This is a genomic window from Arthrobacter sp. 05T444, from assembly GCF_056395905.1.
On the sequence record NZ_JBFTKK010000004.1, the window covers coordinates 168,143 to 183,019 of the forward strand.

Genomic DNA, 14,877 nt, shown 5'->3' on the forward strand with positions numbered 1-14,877 from the left:
TTAGTTGCCTCCGGACTGGACGGGGACGGGGACTCCCGTGGTAATCAGCGAGTGGTATTCGACCTCATCCTTGGTCAGCTCCATGTACGCCTCTTCGAGGCTGGCCTGCAGCGGAGTGAGTTCGTAGATCATGACGCGGCTGTCGAGCGCCGCCCGTGCGATCTGGCGGGGGTCCAGGCCCTTGACCTCGAGCAGTTCGTGGTCCTGGACTTCAACGGAGACGCCGGTTCCGGCGAGGACGTTCATAAGCTGGTCGGGCTGGTCCGTGCGGACCCGCGTCCGGGTCTGTCCCTTGCCGGTGATGATGTCCTTGATGGGTGCATCGGCGATGATCTTGCCGCGGCCGATCACGATGAGATGGTCGGCGGTCAGCGCCATCTCGCTCATGAGGTGGCTGGACAGGAACACCGTGCGGCCCTCGGAGGCCAGGAACTTGACCAGATTGCGGACCCACACCACGCCTTCGGGGTCGAGGCCATTGACCGGTTCGTCCAGGATGATGGTCTGCGGGTCGCCCAGGAGCGCGGCGGCGATGCCCAGGCGCTGCCCCATGCCAAGTGAGAAACCCTTGACCTTTTTTCGGGCCACGTCGGCCAGGCCCGTCATCTCGATGACTTCGTGAACACGTTTCTTGGGGATGCTGTGGGTGGCGGCCATGGCCAGGAGATGGTTGTAGGCCGACCGGCTCGTGTGGACAGCCTTCGCGTCCAGGAGGGCGCCGATCTCACGGAGCGGGGCCACGTGCCGGGCGAACGGGACGCCGTTCACGGTGACCGTTCCCGCCGTCGGGCGGTCCAGTCCCATGATCATGCGCATGGTGGTTGATTTGCCGGCCCCGTTGGGGCCCAGGAAGCCGGTGACCCGTCCGGCCTGGACGGTGAAGTCGACGCCGCCGACGGCGGTTTTGTCGCCGTAGACCTTCGTCAGGCCTTGTGCCTCGATCATGGAGCGGTCCTTTGCCTAGCTGCGGAGTGCTGATTGGTCTGCACGTTCCACGCTACCGATGCGGACGGCCGAATTCGCCGGTCTCAGGGATGATTCAGGGGCGAATCAGGGTTGTCCGGCGTAGTCCGGACGGATGAGCCCCTAGTCCTTCGGACGCGGCGAGTAGTACTTCAGTGCGCCGCGCTTGAGAGTGATTTCAACTGCTCGCACACCCGGCATGGTTTCACCGTCCACAGCGAGCACCATGGGCACCGTTCCGCATTCAAGCCGCACGTGGCTGGCCTCCCTGAGGTGGGTAATTTTGGAGGTGGCCACGGTGCCTGTCAGCACGGACCAGAGCATGCGGAGGCGCGCAAAGGATTCGTCGGCGGTGATCATCCTGACATCCAGCACTCCGTCGTCGAGCACCGGGCGGAAGAGCGGGGCATGGTCCCTGGGGTAGTAGCGGCCCCGGCCAAGGTACATGATCCACAGTTTGTGGCGGACGCCGTCCACAATCAGCGTGACGGGCTTTTCCACTGCGAACGTGCGGAACATCGCCGCGACCCCTGCCAGCGGCTTTCCCAAGGCCGGCTGCAGCTGTTCGCGGCGGCGGACCAGGTTGGGGTAGAGCCCGATACTGGCGGTGTTGAGCATGATGAGCTCCACCATTTCGGGGTCGTCCGCCAGCCCTCGTTCCACGGCCACGATCCCGACGTCGGCCTGCGCCGCCTCGCCCTTTCCCGCGGCTTCGACCGCTTCCTGGAGCGAGGGCGTTCCGGCGTCCCTGGCGAAATGGTTGAGCGTGCCGCCCGCCAGTACCAGCAGGGGAAGGTCATGTCCGACGGCGGCCGCAGCGGCCGTGCCCACGGTTCCGTCACCGCCCCACACCGCCAGCGCACGCGTCCCGGGCCGCGTCGCCGCCGTTTCTATCTGTTCGGCCAGGTCTTGGTCCGGCGCGATCGTGGTTATATGTGCAAGCGGGAATACTTCCCGAAGGGCCTCCGCGGTCTCCTCCGTGAAAGAACCCCCCAACGAATTCACCGCGATGCTCAGGCCCTCGCCGCTGGGCACCTGGGCCGTCTTGATCCACGTGCGGGTAGTGGGCGGGAACGGGGGCCGGACGGGCCACCATTTCCTGGTGATGAGGGCGGCCCCGGCTCCGATGGCCGAGCCGAAGAGGACGTCTGACGGCCAATGAGCCCCTGTATGCACCCGGGAGTATGCAACTCCGGCAGCAACGGGCGCCACCGCCGCGCCCAGAACCGGCTGGACGAGTCCTGTCCCGAGGGCGAAAGCGACTGCCGACGCAGAATGGCCGGACGGCATGGAGGAGCTGGTGGGCTGGGGATGGACGAAACGGAAAACCGGCAGGTGCTCGGGCAGCGGGCGGGTGCGGGGCAGCAGGGTCTTGAAGACGATGTTGGTGACGGCCGAAGCCACGCCCTGTGCGAGCAGCCCGTGAACGGCGGCCCTCCTTGTGCGTCCGGGAACAAGGGCGGCCACGGCGGCCACACCGAACCAGAGCTTGCCCTTGTTCGCTGACGCGGAAAGCCGGCGGAAGAAGGTGTCATGATGCCCGCCTGGAAATCCCGAGACCGCCCGCATCAGTGCGCGGTCCATCCCCGCCACCCAGCCCGGGCCCCGTCGCAGCATTCTTCGCATCAGCCCACCCTACCGCCGGGGTGCGGGGCTGGGCGTTGGCCCGCCCGGGCCGCGGTTCGCTCCTTCGAGGTTCATTACCTCGAGGACAACGGCTTCGCGGCTCCGGCCAGCAGCAGCGCCACCAGGATCGGTGCGCCGATGGCAAGGAGCGCCAGGTGGATACCGGTGAGGTCGCCCAGATAACCGAGCAGCGGAGGGCCGGCGAGGAACGCCACGTAGCCGATGGTGGAGACCACCGAAACCCTCGCAGCGGCGTGCTTGGGGTCATCGGCGGCGGCGGACATTCCCATGGGGAACGCCAAGGCTGCCCCGACTCCCCACAGGGCGGCACCCACGGCGGCAAGCCAAACGTCGCCCGCGAAGACGAACAGCGCGAGGCCGGCAGCCGCCGCGGCCATGCTCGCCCGGAGCACGGCCACCCGCCCGTACCTGTCGATGACGCCGCCTCCGAAAAAGCGCATGGCTGTCATGGCCAGCACAAAGAGTGCGAAGAGCAGCGCCCCGGTGGACTCCGTCGTGCCGAGGCCGTCCACCGATGCCTTGGCGATCCAGTCGTTGCCCGCCCCTTCGGTCAGAGTGGCACCGAGAACCACTACCCCGATCAGCAAAGTGCGGGAATTTCGCCAGGCGGACGGACCGCGGGCCGGTTTGGATTCACCGGCGTCCGGCACCTGCGGTGCTTCATGGGGAAGAAAGTAGCGCGGCGTGATGAAGGTCAGCAGGGCAACGGCGGCTGCGATGACCAGGAGGTGCTCGGGCAGGCCCACGCCAACTCCGGAAAGCCCCGCACCGATGAGTGCACCCAAGAAAGCCCCGCCGCTAAAAGCCGCATGGAACTTGGGCATGATCGTCCGGCGGAGGCGATGCTCGACGTCGGCCCCTTCGACATTCTGGGAAACATCCCACAGACCGACGCCCATGCCGAAAAAGAAGAGCGCGACGGCAGTACCCGGAACAGACTCCGCGAGCAGCGCGATCGCGATGCCCACACCCGCCATCGCCGCCAGCAAGCCACTTGCCCGGACACTGTTGGCCGTGCCGATCCTGCTGATGACATGCCCGGCGGTGGGCAGCGCGATCAGCGAGCCGACGGCGGTGCACAGCAGAAGCGTGCCCATCTGCCCGGACGAGATGTGCAGGATTTCGGTGACCGCCGGAATCCGGGCCGCCCAGCTGGCGAAGACCAGGCCGTTGGCGCCGAAAATAATGAATGTGGCAACGGCTGCGGCGGAGACCTGCCGGTCGGCGATCTGCTGGGTGGAAGTCATTCGACAACTCTAGCCAAAGGTCGCTGGCTGGGCGTGCCGAAACCCGGGTCCACCTCGGGATTCAGCAGGTGCCCAACGCTCTCTCACTTCCTGCCGCCCCATCCCCAACGCTCTCTCACTCCCTGCAGCCACATCCCCAACGCTCTCTCACTTCCTGCCGCCGCATCCCGAACGCTCTCTCACTCCCTGCAGCCACATCCCCAACGCTCTCTCACTTGTCGCAAATAACGCCAAACGCTCCCTCACCGTGTGAGAGAGCGTTGGCACAAAACGTGCAGAAAGTGAGAGAGCGTCGTGCTTAGCGGGCGCGCTCCACGCGCTTTTCGTCCCAGACCGGCTCCGCGGATTCGTAGACGCGCCCGTCGGAACCGAACACCAGGAAGCGGTCGAAAGTCCGGGCGAACCAGCGGTCGTGGGTGACAGCGAGGACTGTGCCCTCAAAGTGGTCGATGGCCCGCTCGAGGGCCTCTGCGGAATGCAGGTCCAGGTTGTCGGTGGGCTCGTCCAGCAGCAGCAACGTGGCACCGGAGAGCTGCAGCAGCAGGATCTGGAACCGCGCCTGCTGCCCGCCGGAGAGCGACTCGTATTTCTGCTCGGACTGGCCTGCGAGCCCGTAGCCGTCCAGCGCTCCGGCGGCGGCCTCGCGCGCCAGTCCGGAGCGGTGTTCGTCGCCGCGGTGCAGGATCTGCAGCAGGGTCTTGCCGAGCAGGTCCGGCCGCACGTGGGTCTGCGCGAAGAAGCCGGGGCGGATGCGGGCGCCGAGTTTTACGGTTCCTTCGTGGGGCACTTCGGCGATTTCGACGTCGGACACGGGCAGGTGTTCGCGCTCCGGGTCGGTGCCCCCGGTGGCGAGCAGCCGCAGGAAGTGGGATTTACCGGAGCCGTTGGAGCCCAGCACGCCCACCCGGTCCCCGAACCAGATTTCGGTGGAGAACGGCTTCATGAGGCCTGTCAGTTCGAGCTTTTCGGCCACGATGGCGCGTTTGGCCGTGCGGCCGCCCTTGAGACGCATCCGCACGTTCTGCTCGATGGGCAGCGCCTCGGGCGGCCCGACCTCCAAGAACTTTGCGAGGCGCGTCTGGGCGGCGTGGTACCGGTTGGCCATGTCCGAGCGGAATGCCGCCTTGTTCTTGTACATGTTGACGAGTTCTTTGAGCTTGATGTGCTCCTCGTCCCAGCGTTTGCGGAGCTCCTCGAAGCGGGCATTGCGGTCGGCGCGTGCCTCCACGTACGACCCGAAGCCGCCGCCGTGTACCCAGGCACCGGCACCGTTGATGCCCGGCTCAAGGGTGACGATGCGGCCGGCAGCGTTGTTCAGCAGCTCGCGGTCGTGGCTGATGAAGAATACGGTCTTCTTCGACTCATTGAGCCTTCCCTCGAGCCACCGCTTGCCCGGGACGTCGAGGTAGTTGTCCGGTTCGTCGAGGAGCAGCAGCTCATCAGGGCCCGCGAACAGCGCCTCCAGCACCAGGCGCTTCTGCTCGCCGCCGGAAAGGCTCGACGCCGGGCGGTGCTGCGCGCGGTCAAACGGCAGTCCCAGCGCGGCCATGCAGACTTCGTCCCAGACGGTCTCGACGTCGTAGCCGCCGGCGTCTCCCCAGTCGACGATCGCCTGGGCGTACCGCATCTGGGTGGGTTCGTCGTCGTGCTCCATCATGGCGAGCTCGGCGTCGTCCACGGCGCGGGCAGCGGCCGCCAGTGCCGCCGGGGCGGCAGAAACCAAGAGGTCCTTGATCGTGGAATCATCCCGGACCTGGCCCACGAACTGGCGCATGATACCCATGTTGCCGGATCGGCCGATCACGCCCTCGTCCGGAATGAGATCGCCGGCGATGATGCGGAACAGTGTGGTTTTTCCGGTGCCGTTGGGGCCGATCAGGGCTGTCTTGGTGCCGTCGGGGACCTTGAAGGTCACCCCGTTGAGCAGCTGGGTGCCGTCGGAGAGGAAGTAGTCGATGCCGGAAACGTCAATATGGGCCACCCGGCAATCTTCCCATGGCTGACTCCTACGCTCCCGCACGTCCCGTCACCAGACGGCCAAACCCTCCTGCGTTCGCTGCAGGAGGGTTTCGCGGAACGTTGCGGGAGCTGCGGGAGCGTTCGGATCAGCCGGCGGCAGTCAGGAACTTCTTTAGGAGTGGCCCGGACGTGGTGGCGCCCAGCCCGCCGTCTTCAACAAAGACCGCCACAGCCAGGTCACCATGTACTGCGATGATCCAGGCGTGCGTCTTCGGCGGCTTGGCGTCGCCAAACTCCGCTGTGCCGGTCTTGGCGCCCACGGGTTCGCCCGGCACATCAGCCAGGAAGCCCGCATGTCCGGAGGTCACCACCGCGCGCATCATGTCGGCGAGGGAAGCGGCCTCCGCCTTGGTCACCGGAGTCTGCGCATTTTTCGCGGGAGCCTCTGCCGTGACGGTCGACGACGGCGACGCGCCTTCTGCGGGTTGCGTGCCTGCCGCTCCGCTGGCGGCGGGTGAGGCACCCGGGGTGACGTCCGGGTTGAGGACCAGCACCGGCGACACCGGTGCGCCCTTGGCGACTGAGCCGGCCATGATGGCAGCGGAAAGCGGGGACATCAGCACCCTGCCCTGGCCGATCATGGCCGCCGCGTGCTCGGTACCCTCGGCCTCACCGGGAACGGAACCAAGAAAGGCATCAGCCCCCAGCTTCGGGGCCTCAACCGCCACGCCCAGGGACGTTGCCGCTGATTCAAGCTGCGCCTGCGACACCTTCTCCCGTACTGAGATGAAGGCCGTGTTGCACGAGTGGGCAAAGGCGTCGCGCAGTGTCACCGAGCCCAGCGAATCGGCGGGATAGCCTTCCGCGTTCTTGAACTTGCGTCCATCCACCGTCAGCGTCGGCGTGCATTCCACCGTTGAATCTGGGGTGAACCCGTTGCGCAGCATGGCCAGGGAGTCCACCACCTTAAAGGTGGAGCCGGGTGCGTACTGGCCGAGCATTGCGGTGTTGTAGCCGTTGCTCCCGGGGCCGGACGCCGCGGCCAGCACGGCTCCCGTGGACGGACGGAGGGCCACGATGGCGGAGGCAGGCTTGATGTCCGCGAGGGTGTCTTCCGCGAGCTGCTGCAGCTTTGGGTCGAGAGTAGTCTTGAGCGGCGTTCCGGCGGTCGCCTTGATCTCGAAGACGGTGCGGCGCGGATCGGTCGGGGCGGCCTGGATCTCTTCCCTCGTGAGATCCGCGCGCTGCACCCTGATCGCAAGGCCGGCCGTTCCACGGAGCTGCTCGTCGTACTGCTGCTGCAAACCGCCGGTGCCTGTGACGTCGCCGGCGGTCAGGGCGCCGTCGGACTTTTCGATCTGTTCTGCGCTGGCCTCGCCGACGGTGCCGAGTATGGCGCGGGCAAAGTTGCGGGTGGGGGCGAGCGGCAGCTTGTCGGGGATGGCGCGGCCGCCGGGAATGGCCTCGATCTGGGCGTCGGTGACGGTGCGGCTGTTGGTGTCCCGGAGGGTGATGGCGGGAACAAAGGCTTCCGGTCCGGAGGCCTCAACCTGCTGGGCGTAGGCCGCGGGGTCGATACCCACGAGTTTGGCCAGCTTGGTGGCTGAATCGGCCGCAGCCGCGGTGCCGAGCTGTGGTTTGTCGATGCCGACGTTGACCACGGGGCGGTAGGTGACGAGTTGGGCATCCTGCGCGCCCAGGATGTCCGCGCGCTGCGGGGACTGTGTGGACTTGCTGAGGATCTCCCCTTCGACGAGGTCCGGCACAAGCATGCCCGGAGACCAGACCGTGAGCCACTTGTCTGCGGACTTCCGGAGCCCGGCAGAAACGGTGTACTTCCATTCGCCGGAGTCGATCTTCCAGCTGTAGCTCAGCGGAAAGCTGGCCGTGTCTCCGTCAAGCTTGAGTTCTCCCGCTTCCACGGACGGCTTGGCAGGCTCGAGGGCCTTGAACACCTGTTTCAGCTGGTCGTTGGCCACGGAAGAGTCCCGGCCATCGAATGCAACGGGGCGGAGATCCAGCCCCGCCACGGCCGATGCCAGCTGCTTTGCGGCCGCTTCGGCACCGCCGCGGCCGTCATCGCAGGCCACCAACGACGTGCCAAGAATAAGACCGATGAGAGCAAGTGAAATTTTTTTTGAGTTCCCCACTGCGCCATTATGCCCCTTCCGGCAGCCCACCGCCTGTCACACCGCCGGTGGGCGGGCAGGAGTCGACTCAACCCTCGACCCTCAAGGCGCGCGTGAGGCGCGGTGAGCATTAAAACGTTGTCAGACGCCCAGCGCCGGTACATCCAAGCCAAATATGTCCTTGAGGGCATACTTTGCTGCATGAAAACCGGGCATCCCCGTGACGCCGGGGCCAGGCGGCGTGGACGAGGAGCACAGGTAGACGCCGCGGGCAGGGGTCCGCCACGGGACCGGTGACACCACAGGACGCTGGAGCAGTCCGCGGATGTCCAGAAGCCCAGCACTGAAATCGCCGCCGACGTAGTTCTCGTTATACGCGGCCAATTCGGCGGCAGTAGTCACCTTGTATTTGAGCACCACGTCCCTGAACCCCGGCGCGAATCGCTCCAGCTGATTTATCACGGCCTCGCCCATGTCCACCGTGGAGCCTGCAGGAACGTGGCAATAGCTCCACAGGATTTGCCGGCCGCCGGGGGCCCGGCTGGAGTCAAAGGGGGAGGGTTGTGACACGAGCAAGTACGGCCGCTCCGGGTGCCTGCCGGCGGCGACGTCGTGTTCAGCCTGTGCCGTCTCGGCCCGCGTGCCGCCTACGTGGACTGTGCCGGCGTCGGCCAGTCCCGGGGCGGCCCACGGAACAGGTCCTGAGAGGATGAAGTCCACTTTGCAGGCACCATTGCCGAAGCGGAAGGACTCCAGGGCACGGCGATACGATGCCGGCAACCTGCTGCCCGCGATTCTGGACAGGGCCGGTGGCGCCACGTCCAGCAGGACGGCCTTGGCAGGTTGTAGCTCCGCCAGTGAGGACACCGTGACCCCAGTATGGATTTCGCCCCCGTGCGCGCGAATATCCTCGGCCATGGCAGCGGCAATCGCCGCTGATCCGCCCACTGGAATGGGCCAGCCGTCCGCATGCGCAAGGGCATTCAGCAGCAGGCCCGCGCCCGCCGCGGCTAGGGACGGCAGCCGCGCCACGGCATGGGCCGCCACACCACTGACCAAAGCAGGTGCCAGATCCCCTCTGAACCGCAGGTTCCACAGCGGTGAGCCCTGTTCCAACGTCCTAAGACCCAGGATTGCGGCGGAAAATGGATGAGCCGGGATGCGCAGCAACTGGTCCGAGGTGGTTTCCACGATGCCGTCGAGGTGCCGGACCAGCGGAGCCATGAGCCGGCGGTAGGCGTGGCCATCTCGGCCCAGTTCGTCAGCGGTACGGTCCAGGGAGCGGTAGGCCAGCGCTGACCGCCCGCGGTCGAGCGGCGAGCCAAACTGGACTTTGGGCAGGGCAAGCTCGATGCGGCGTGGCAACTCGAAGGCCTTGAAAAACGGGGAAGCAAGCGCCATGGGATGGACGGCAGAACAGACATCGTGCCAGTGATCGGCCTCAATCACCTGCGATGTCCGGGTTCCGCCGCCAATCTCCGCCGCAGCCTCGTAGACCTGCACTTTCAGCCCGGCGCGGGCCATCACCACGGCTGCTGCGAGGCCGTTGGGTCCGGAACCGACGACGGCGACGTCAGGCATCGCGCGCAGCCGTCCGCCAAGGCAGCAGAGATGCTGAGGGACGCAGGGGATCCAGCCGAAGCCGGTCAATGGCGTTATTGAAAGGCCCGCCGTGAGGGTCATCCATGAAATGGCGGCGGATAGGGTCGTATCGGGGGTCCCAGACATCCATTGCCACGCGCGCCATAAGATATGCCGTTGCAAGCATATGTCCCGCCACGGCCAGAACGTAGTAAGGCATGTCGATGTTGTGCTGTGAAACGCCGCCACTGGTCACTTGGCCAAGATACATCCAGATGGCAGCCCAGTGCAGCCCTTCGATCCCTTGCCAGACCAGGAAGTCCCGCCAACGGGGCCGGGCCAGGGCCAGCAGCGGGACCAGCCAGATCACGAACTGGGGGGAATACACCTTGTTGGTCAGGATGAAGGCGGCCACGATCAGGAACGTCAGTTGCGCGATACGCGGACGCCGGGGTGCGGTGAGCGCCAGAACAGTGATGAGAACACAGGCGAGCAGGAACAGGTTCAGGGCTAGGGTGTTGATGGCCTCGGGCGTGAGTATGGTCCATCGGACACGCTCTGCCACGAGGTTGTATGCGAACCAGGGAGAGCTGAATCCGGCCGGGCGGTCCTGCGTGAACTCGAAGAAATACTTCCAGCCGGCGGGGTCCTTCACGGCAAAGGGAACGTTGACGGCCAGCCAGGCAGCCGCGGCCGCCGCTGCGGGAATGACGAAAGCCCGGATCTTTCCGGTGCGCAGGGCCAGCAGAAGGATCGCACCGAAGACCAGCACCGGGTACAGCTTGGTGGCAGTCCCCAGGCCTATCAGGATCCCGGCGAGGACCAGCCGCTCCTTCGAGAAGAAGTACATGCCGAGAGCCAGCATTGCCACGGCCCACATGTCCCAGTTGATCACACCGGCCAAGACGATTCCCGGCGCCAAAGCCACCATGGCGGCGTCCCACGGGCGGCGGCGGGTCATCCGGGCCGTTGCAAGGACAGTGACGATCCAAACGGCCGCAATCAGCGTCGCGTTGACATCGAAGTAGCCCAGGACGCGCGAATCCGTAGCCCCTCTGCCCGGGACAAGCCAGGCCGTTGCTCCGGCGATGAGTCCCATCAGGACCGGGTACTCAAAAAGGGTGCCCTGGGTGAAGAAGGGGAAGGCGCCGTCGCCCAGTCCTCGGTTGCGGAACAGCTCCGGAAAGTCGGAATAGCAGGTGGAGTAAAACTGCGATGGGGTTGCCCATCCGTTGACCCGGCAATAGTCCTTGATGAGAATCCCGGCGAGGGCTGCCACCACGGTGAGGATGATCAGCACCCGTTCCACCGTGAAAAAGCCGGGGGAGACGATACCCGGTGCTGACCGCTGTCCTAAGGGGCCGCCGACAAGTTCAGTGAAATTTTTCAGCAGACGGTCGCTGCGGCTGGGTACCACCACGCGCGCACGCTTTCGATGGGGCGGCGGCTGTGTCTCCTGCATGGGTTCGAGCTTACCGGGGCCGTGTACCTCTTAGCGGATCGTTCAAGAGCGGGTGAAGCTTAACTGCGAGAGCCCGCGCGTGGCCGCGCGGGCTCTCTGCCGAATGCTGTGGGCAGTGCAGTCCATCAGTACCTCCCTTTACCGGAAACGTATTGGAGGGATCGTGCCGACGTGGACTCAGCGCATGCTGCTCATTTGCTGATGCATCAGCGTGTAGACGTCTTCCCGGTTCTGGTCCAGCAGCTGGCCGTTGAACTGCGGTTGCTCCAGCTCTTCGTTTCGGCTGGAAAGAAGCTCTTGAAGCTTGCGAAGCATGGCATTCACCTCCTTTCGGTGTCGGATCAGTCGGCGGGTGAGGCGGGGGCGGGTGCTTCCCCTGGCGGACACGTTCGCAGCCGGGGCCGCTACGGGGGACGCCGCGCCGGCGGGGGCGGCGCTGCTACTGCTGGGAGTCACGGTGGATCCTTTGATTCGGGTTCGGCAAATTCAGACAGGGAAATCAAGCAGAATTCCGGGCATGACAAGTAGAGCCATCTAATTTGTCAGAGAATGGCCATAAATGGGCAAAGAAATGCCCGGGCTAATGAAGGGGAATCTGTAAAAGCGGGTGAGTGGCCCCGAAGCGGTGGCGAGGCAGACCCCCCCAACAAGAAGCCAGGGTTCTGAATCATGGGGGTGCGGCGCAAGCGCGTGGCTCCGCCATATCAGACCGCCGAGGTCAGAAAGTCCTCCGAAGAAGCAGGATTATCGTCCTGTTATCGCAGCGCCGGTGCGGGCACCGGGAGCGAAGGGTCAGGAGACGGCGAGTTCGTGATGAGGGCGCGGGCCAGCAACGAAGGCCGGGAACGCGGTGATGGTCAACTTCCATCCGCTAGTCAAAGTAATCATTGTCCCAACCTCCTTTTCTGCTCTGCCGGTGTACAAGCCGAATGGCCGGACAACGCGCGCCGTGACCCTGGCAAAGTCGCTCTGGGGTCAGAAATAAAAATACACCAGGAATGATGCAGTTGACTAGTTAATTCTCAAACGAAGTTTTAGAATCCCGAACAAAGCATTCTTAGAGCCCCCAGCGGACAATAGCCGGTGTCCTTTTATCCCAGCCAAGGGTGCACACTTTTGCGGTACCCAAAATGAAGTGCCGGCCTTCCTCCGGGTCGAGTTCCAGCCATCGGGCGGTGAGGATGCGGGAGAAGTGGCCGTGCGCCACGATCAGGACGTTGTCGAGGCCAGACTCCAAGACCCGGGCCACTATCTTGTCCGCGCGGGCCGCCACGTCCTGCAGTTTCTCCCCGTTGGGAACCCCGTGGGTCCAGATCAGGTAATCCGGGTTGTCCTTGCGGATCAGGTCCGAGCTGATGCCTTCGTAGTCGCCGTAATCCCACTCGACGGCCAGGGGCTCGTGGACGGCGTCGGGGAATCCCGCGAGTTCGGCGGTCCGGCGGGCGCGCCGCAGCGGGGAGGTCAGCACGAGGTCGAAATCCACACTGTCCAGGACCTTGCGGGCCTCCACCGCCTGCTGTTCGCCTTCCACGGTCAACGGGAGGTCGGTGAGCCCTGTGTACTGACCACTCTTGGACCACTCAGTTTCGCCGTGCCGCAGGATCCAGAGCTGGGGACGGGGGATGTTGGCAGCGTTCACTTAGGACTCCTCGGTTGGGGAAGGTTCGACGTCGGCGGGGGACTTTGCGGAGTCGGTCGCCGTGGGCTGAGGTGCTTCAGCTGCTGATTCGGGCTGGGCCGCCCACCAGACGCGAAGCCGTGACTCGGCGTCGGACGGTTCGAGCGGACCGTTCTCCATCCGTTCCTCCAGCAGGAAATTGTAGGCCCTGCCCACCACGGGCCCAGGTTTTAGGCCTAGCAGGGACATGATCTGGGCGCCGTTAAGGTCCGGGCGCACGGCGTCCAGGGATTCCTGCTCTCGAAGGGCGGCAATCCTGGTTTCAAGGTCGTCGTAGGCGAAAGCCAGCCGCTCAGCCTTGCGCTGGTTTCGGGTGGTGACGTCCGAGCGGGTCAGGCGGTGCAGGCGTTCCAGCAGGGGTCCGGCGTCGGTGATATAGCGGCGGACGGCCGAGTCGGTCCACCCGGCCTCGCCGTAGCCGTAGAAGCGCATGTGAAGTTCCACAAGGCGGGCGACGGCCTTGATGGTGTCGTTGTCGAGGCGAAGGGTCTTCATCCGCTTGGCGGTGAGTTTGGCGCCCACCATGTCGTGGTGGCGGAAGCTGACCGCGCCGCCCGGTTCGAAACGCCGCGTAGCCGGCTTCCCGACGTCGTGCATCAAGGCGGCGAACCGCAGAACAAAATCGGGACCCGGCACGGGGCCTTCCTCGTCGGTCTCCAGGCTGGCCGCCTGCTCGAGGACCTGAAGGGAATGCTGATAGACGTCCTTGTGACGGTGGTGCTCGTCGGATTCGAGGCGCAGTGCGGACACCTCGGGAAGCACGAACTCGGCCAGGCCGGTGTCCACCAGCAGGTCCACGCCGACGCGCGGGTGGCGCCCGCAGATCAGCTTGACGAGTTCATCGCGCACCCGCTCGGCGGAGATGATGGTAATCCGCTCGGCCATCTGGGTCATGGCCAGCCGGACGTCGTCATGGACGGCCACGCCCAGCTGGGACGCAAAGCGCGCCGCACGCATCATGCGCAGGGGGTCGTCCGAAAAGGAGGCCTCGGGGGCACCGGGGGTTGCCAGGACGGAGGCGTGCAGATCCCGGACACCGCCGAAAGGGTCGATCAGCTCCATGGATGGCAGCCGCAGCGCCATCGCGTTAATGGTGAAATCCCGCCGGAGCAGGTCATCCGTCAGTGAGGATCCGAACGCGACCACCGGCTTCCGGGATTCCGGGTCGTATGCCTCGGCGCGGTACGTGGTGATCTCGATCTGGAAGCCGGCCTTGCGCATCCCGATCGTTCCGAAGGCGCGCCCGATCTCCCAAAAGTTGTCCGCCCACTTCTTGATCAGCGCCACCGTCTGGTCAGGCGTGGCGTCGGTGGTGAAATCGAGGTCCGGGGACGTGCGGCCAAGGAACAGATCCCTTACCGGACCGCCCACGAGCGACAGCTCATGACCGGCGTCCACGAAGCGCTGGCCGAGCTCCAGGACCACCGGGTCCACCTGGAAGTCAACGGTGTGGAGATCAGTCTTTTGATGTGCGTGCGCCATAGTTACTTAAGCTTGTCAGAAAACCACTCCCAACCACACCAAATCACGGGGATTGCAGGGATGAGGATGCAAAGTGCGTCACATGCAGTCCATCTTGAAGCCATGTTCCGGTCATCACCACGGGGCAAGAGTCGTTAGAGTGGACTGCATGGCCCATCCCGTACCGAGCGCCCCCGGCAGGAGGACAAACCCACCGTTGCCGTCGGCAATCGGTGCCCATATCGCGCCTGCCCCGCACTCGGCTCCGGCCTCCCTTCCCACGGTCGAGGAGATCTCCGCCGGCGGCGTCGTGGTGGACACGTCCGACGACGAACTGAGGGTTGCGATTATCGCCCGCCTTAATAGGGGCGGACGGCTGGAATGGTGCCTGCCGAAGGGCCATCCGGAAGGCCGGGAAAACAACGAGGAAGCCGCCGTGCGCGAGATCGCCGAGGAGACCGGCATCGACGGCAACATCCTGGCCCCCTTGGGCAGCATCGACTACTGGTTCACCGTCAGCGGGCACCGTGTGCACAAGACCGTCCACCATTACCTGCTGCGCGCCACCGGTGGCGAGCTCACCATCGAAAATGATCCTGACAAGGAAGCAGTGGATGTTGCCTGGGTACCGATCCACGAGCTCGCCCGGAAACTGTCCTTTCCCAACGAGCGCCGCATCGCCGACCTGGCCCGCGAAGTCCTCCCCGAACACCTCTGACGGCCCACGGACCCGTGCCTGGTCCCCGCGAA

At 65.3% G+C, this 14,877-nt stretch carries 11 protein-coding genes; 1 reads left to right on the forward strand and 10 read right to left on the reverse strand.

What is annotated here, in order from left to right; genetic code table 11:
• The 10 genes from AC1DD3_RS06065 to AC1DD3_RS06110 all read right to left on the reverse strand — a co-directional run bounded on the left by AC1DD3_RS06065 (window position 1) and on the right by AC1DD3_RS06110 (window position 14,148).
• Entirely contained in the window at window positions 1–945 is a 945-nt protein-coding gene (locus AC1DD3_RS06065; RefSeq protein ID WP_230119145.1) for an ABC transporter ATP-binding protein, read from the reverse strand.
• Window positions 946–1,086: 141 nt separating this feature from the next.
• Window positions 1,087–2,589 carry a phosphatase PAP2 family protein gene (locus AC1DD3_RS06070; RefSeq protein ID WP_476881186.1) on the reverse strand — a complete coding sequence of 501 codons (1,503 nt, stop codon included), beginning with the start codon at window positions 2,587–2,589 and terminating at the stop codon, window positions 1,087–1,089.
• Between the two features lie 74 nt (window positions 2,590–2,663).
• On the reverse strand, window positions 2,664–3,857 hold the full coding sequence (locus tag AC1DD3_RS06075; RefSeq protein ID WP_476881187.1) for an MFS transporter: 1,194 nt from the start codon (window positions 3,855–3,857) through the stop codon (window positions 2,664–2,666).
• Between the two features lie 298 nt (window positions 3,858–4,155).
• Entirely contained in the window at window positions 4,156–5,838 is a 1,683-nt protein-coding gene (locus tag AC1DD3_RS06080) for an ABC-F family ATP-binding cassette domain-containing protein (RefSeq protein ID WP_476881188.1), read from the reverse strand.
• Between the two features lie 124 nt (window positions 5,839–5,962).
• Window positions 5,963–7,966, reverse strand: a complete 2,004-nt coding sequence (locus AC1DD3_RS06085) for a penicillin-binding transpeptidase domain-containing protein (protein WP_476881189.1) — start codon at window positions 7,964–7,966, stop codon at window positions 5,963–5,965.
• A 120-nt stretch (window positions 7,967–8,086) separates the two neighbouring features.
• Window positions 8,087–9,526: a phytoene desaturase family protein gene (locus tag AC1DD3_RS06090; RefSeq protein WP_476881190.1), complete on the reverse strand. Its 1,440-nt coding sequence runs from the start codon at window positions 9,524–9,526 to the stop codon at window positions 8,087–8,089.
• Window positions 9,519–10,988: a glycosyltransferase family 87 protein gene (locus tag AC1DD3_RS06095; RefSeq protein WP_476881191.1), complete on the reverse strand. Its 1,470-nt coding sequence runs from the start codon at window positions 10,986–10,988 to the stop codon at window positions 9,519–9,521. The genes AC1DD3_RS06090 and AC1DD3_RS06095 overlap by 8 nt, the downstream gene beginning before the upstream one ends.
• Before the next feature lie 177 nt (window positions 10,989–11,165).
• Window positions 11,166–11,444: a hypothetical protein gene (locus AC1DD3_RS06100; RefSeq protein WP_476881192.1), complete on the reverse strand. Its 279-nt coding sequence runs from the start codon at window positions 11,442–11,444 to the stop codon at window positions 11,166–11,168.
• A 601-nt stretch (window positions 11,445–12,045) separates the two neighbouring features.
• Window positions 12,046–12,627: a histidine phosphatase family protein gene (locus tag AC1DD3_RS06105; protein WP_476881193.1), complete on the reverse strand. Its 582-nt coding sequence runs from the start codon at window positions 12,625–12,627 to the stop codon at window positions 12,046–12,048.
• Window positions 12,628–14,148, reverse strand: a complete 1,521-nt coding sequence (locus tag AC1DD3_RS06110; protein ID WP_476881194.1) for a CCA tRNA nucleotidyltransferase — start codon at window positions 14,146–14,148, stop codon at window positions 12,628–12,630.
• Between the two features lie 196 nt (window positions 14,149–14,344).
• Between AC1DD3_RS06110 and AC1DD3_RS06115 the strand changes: the two genes are divergently transcribed.
• The gene (locus tag AC1DD3_RS06115) at window positions 14,345–14,845 is read left to right on the forward strand and encodes an NUDIX hydrolase (protein ID WP_230119167.1); all 501 of its coding nucleotides are present in this window, start codon (window positions 14,345–14,347) and stop codon (window positions 14,843–14,845) included.
• Window positions 14,846–14,877: the final 32 nt, after the last annotated feature.

Excerpts from the sequence above, each read along its gene's own strand:
- AC1DD3_RS06065 (WP_230119145.1), bottom strand. The coding sequence starts at position 945 with ATGATCGAGGCACAAGGCCTGACGAAGGTCTACGGCGACAAAACCGCC.
- AC1DD3_RS06070 (WP_476881186.1), bottom strand. The coding sequence starts at position 2,589 with ATGCGAAGAATGCTGCGACGGGGCCCGGGCTGGGTGGCGGGGATGGAC.
- AC1DD3_RS06075 (WP_476881187.1), bottom strand. The coding sequence starts at position 3,857 with ATGACTTCCACCCAGCAGATCGCCGACCGGCAGGTCTCCGCCGCAGCC.
- AC1DD3_RS06090 (WP_476881190.1), bottom strand. The coding sequence starts at position 9,526 with ATGCCTGACGTCGCCGTCGTCGGTTCCGGACCCAACGGCCTCGCAGCA.
- AC1DD3_RS06095 (WP_476881191.1), bottom strand. The coding sequence starts at position 10,988 with ATGCAGGAGACACAGCCGCCGCCCCATCGAAAGCGTGCGCGCGTGGTG.
- AC1DD3_RS06110 (WP_476881194.1), bottom strand. The coding sequence starts at position 14,148 with ATGGCGCACGCACATCAAAAGACTGATCTCCACACCGTTGACTTCCAG.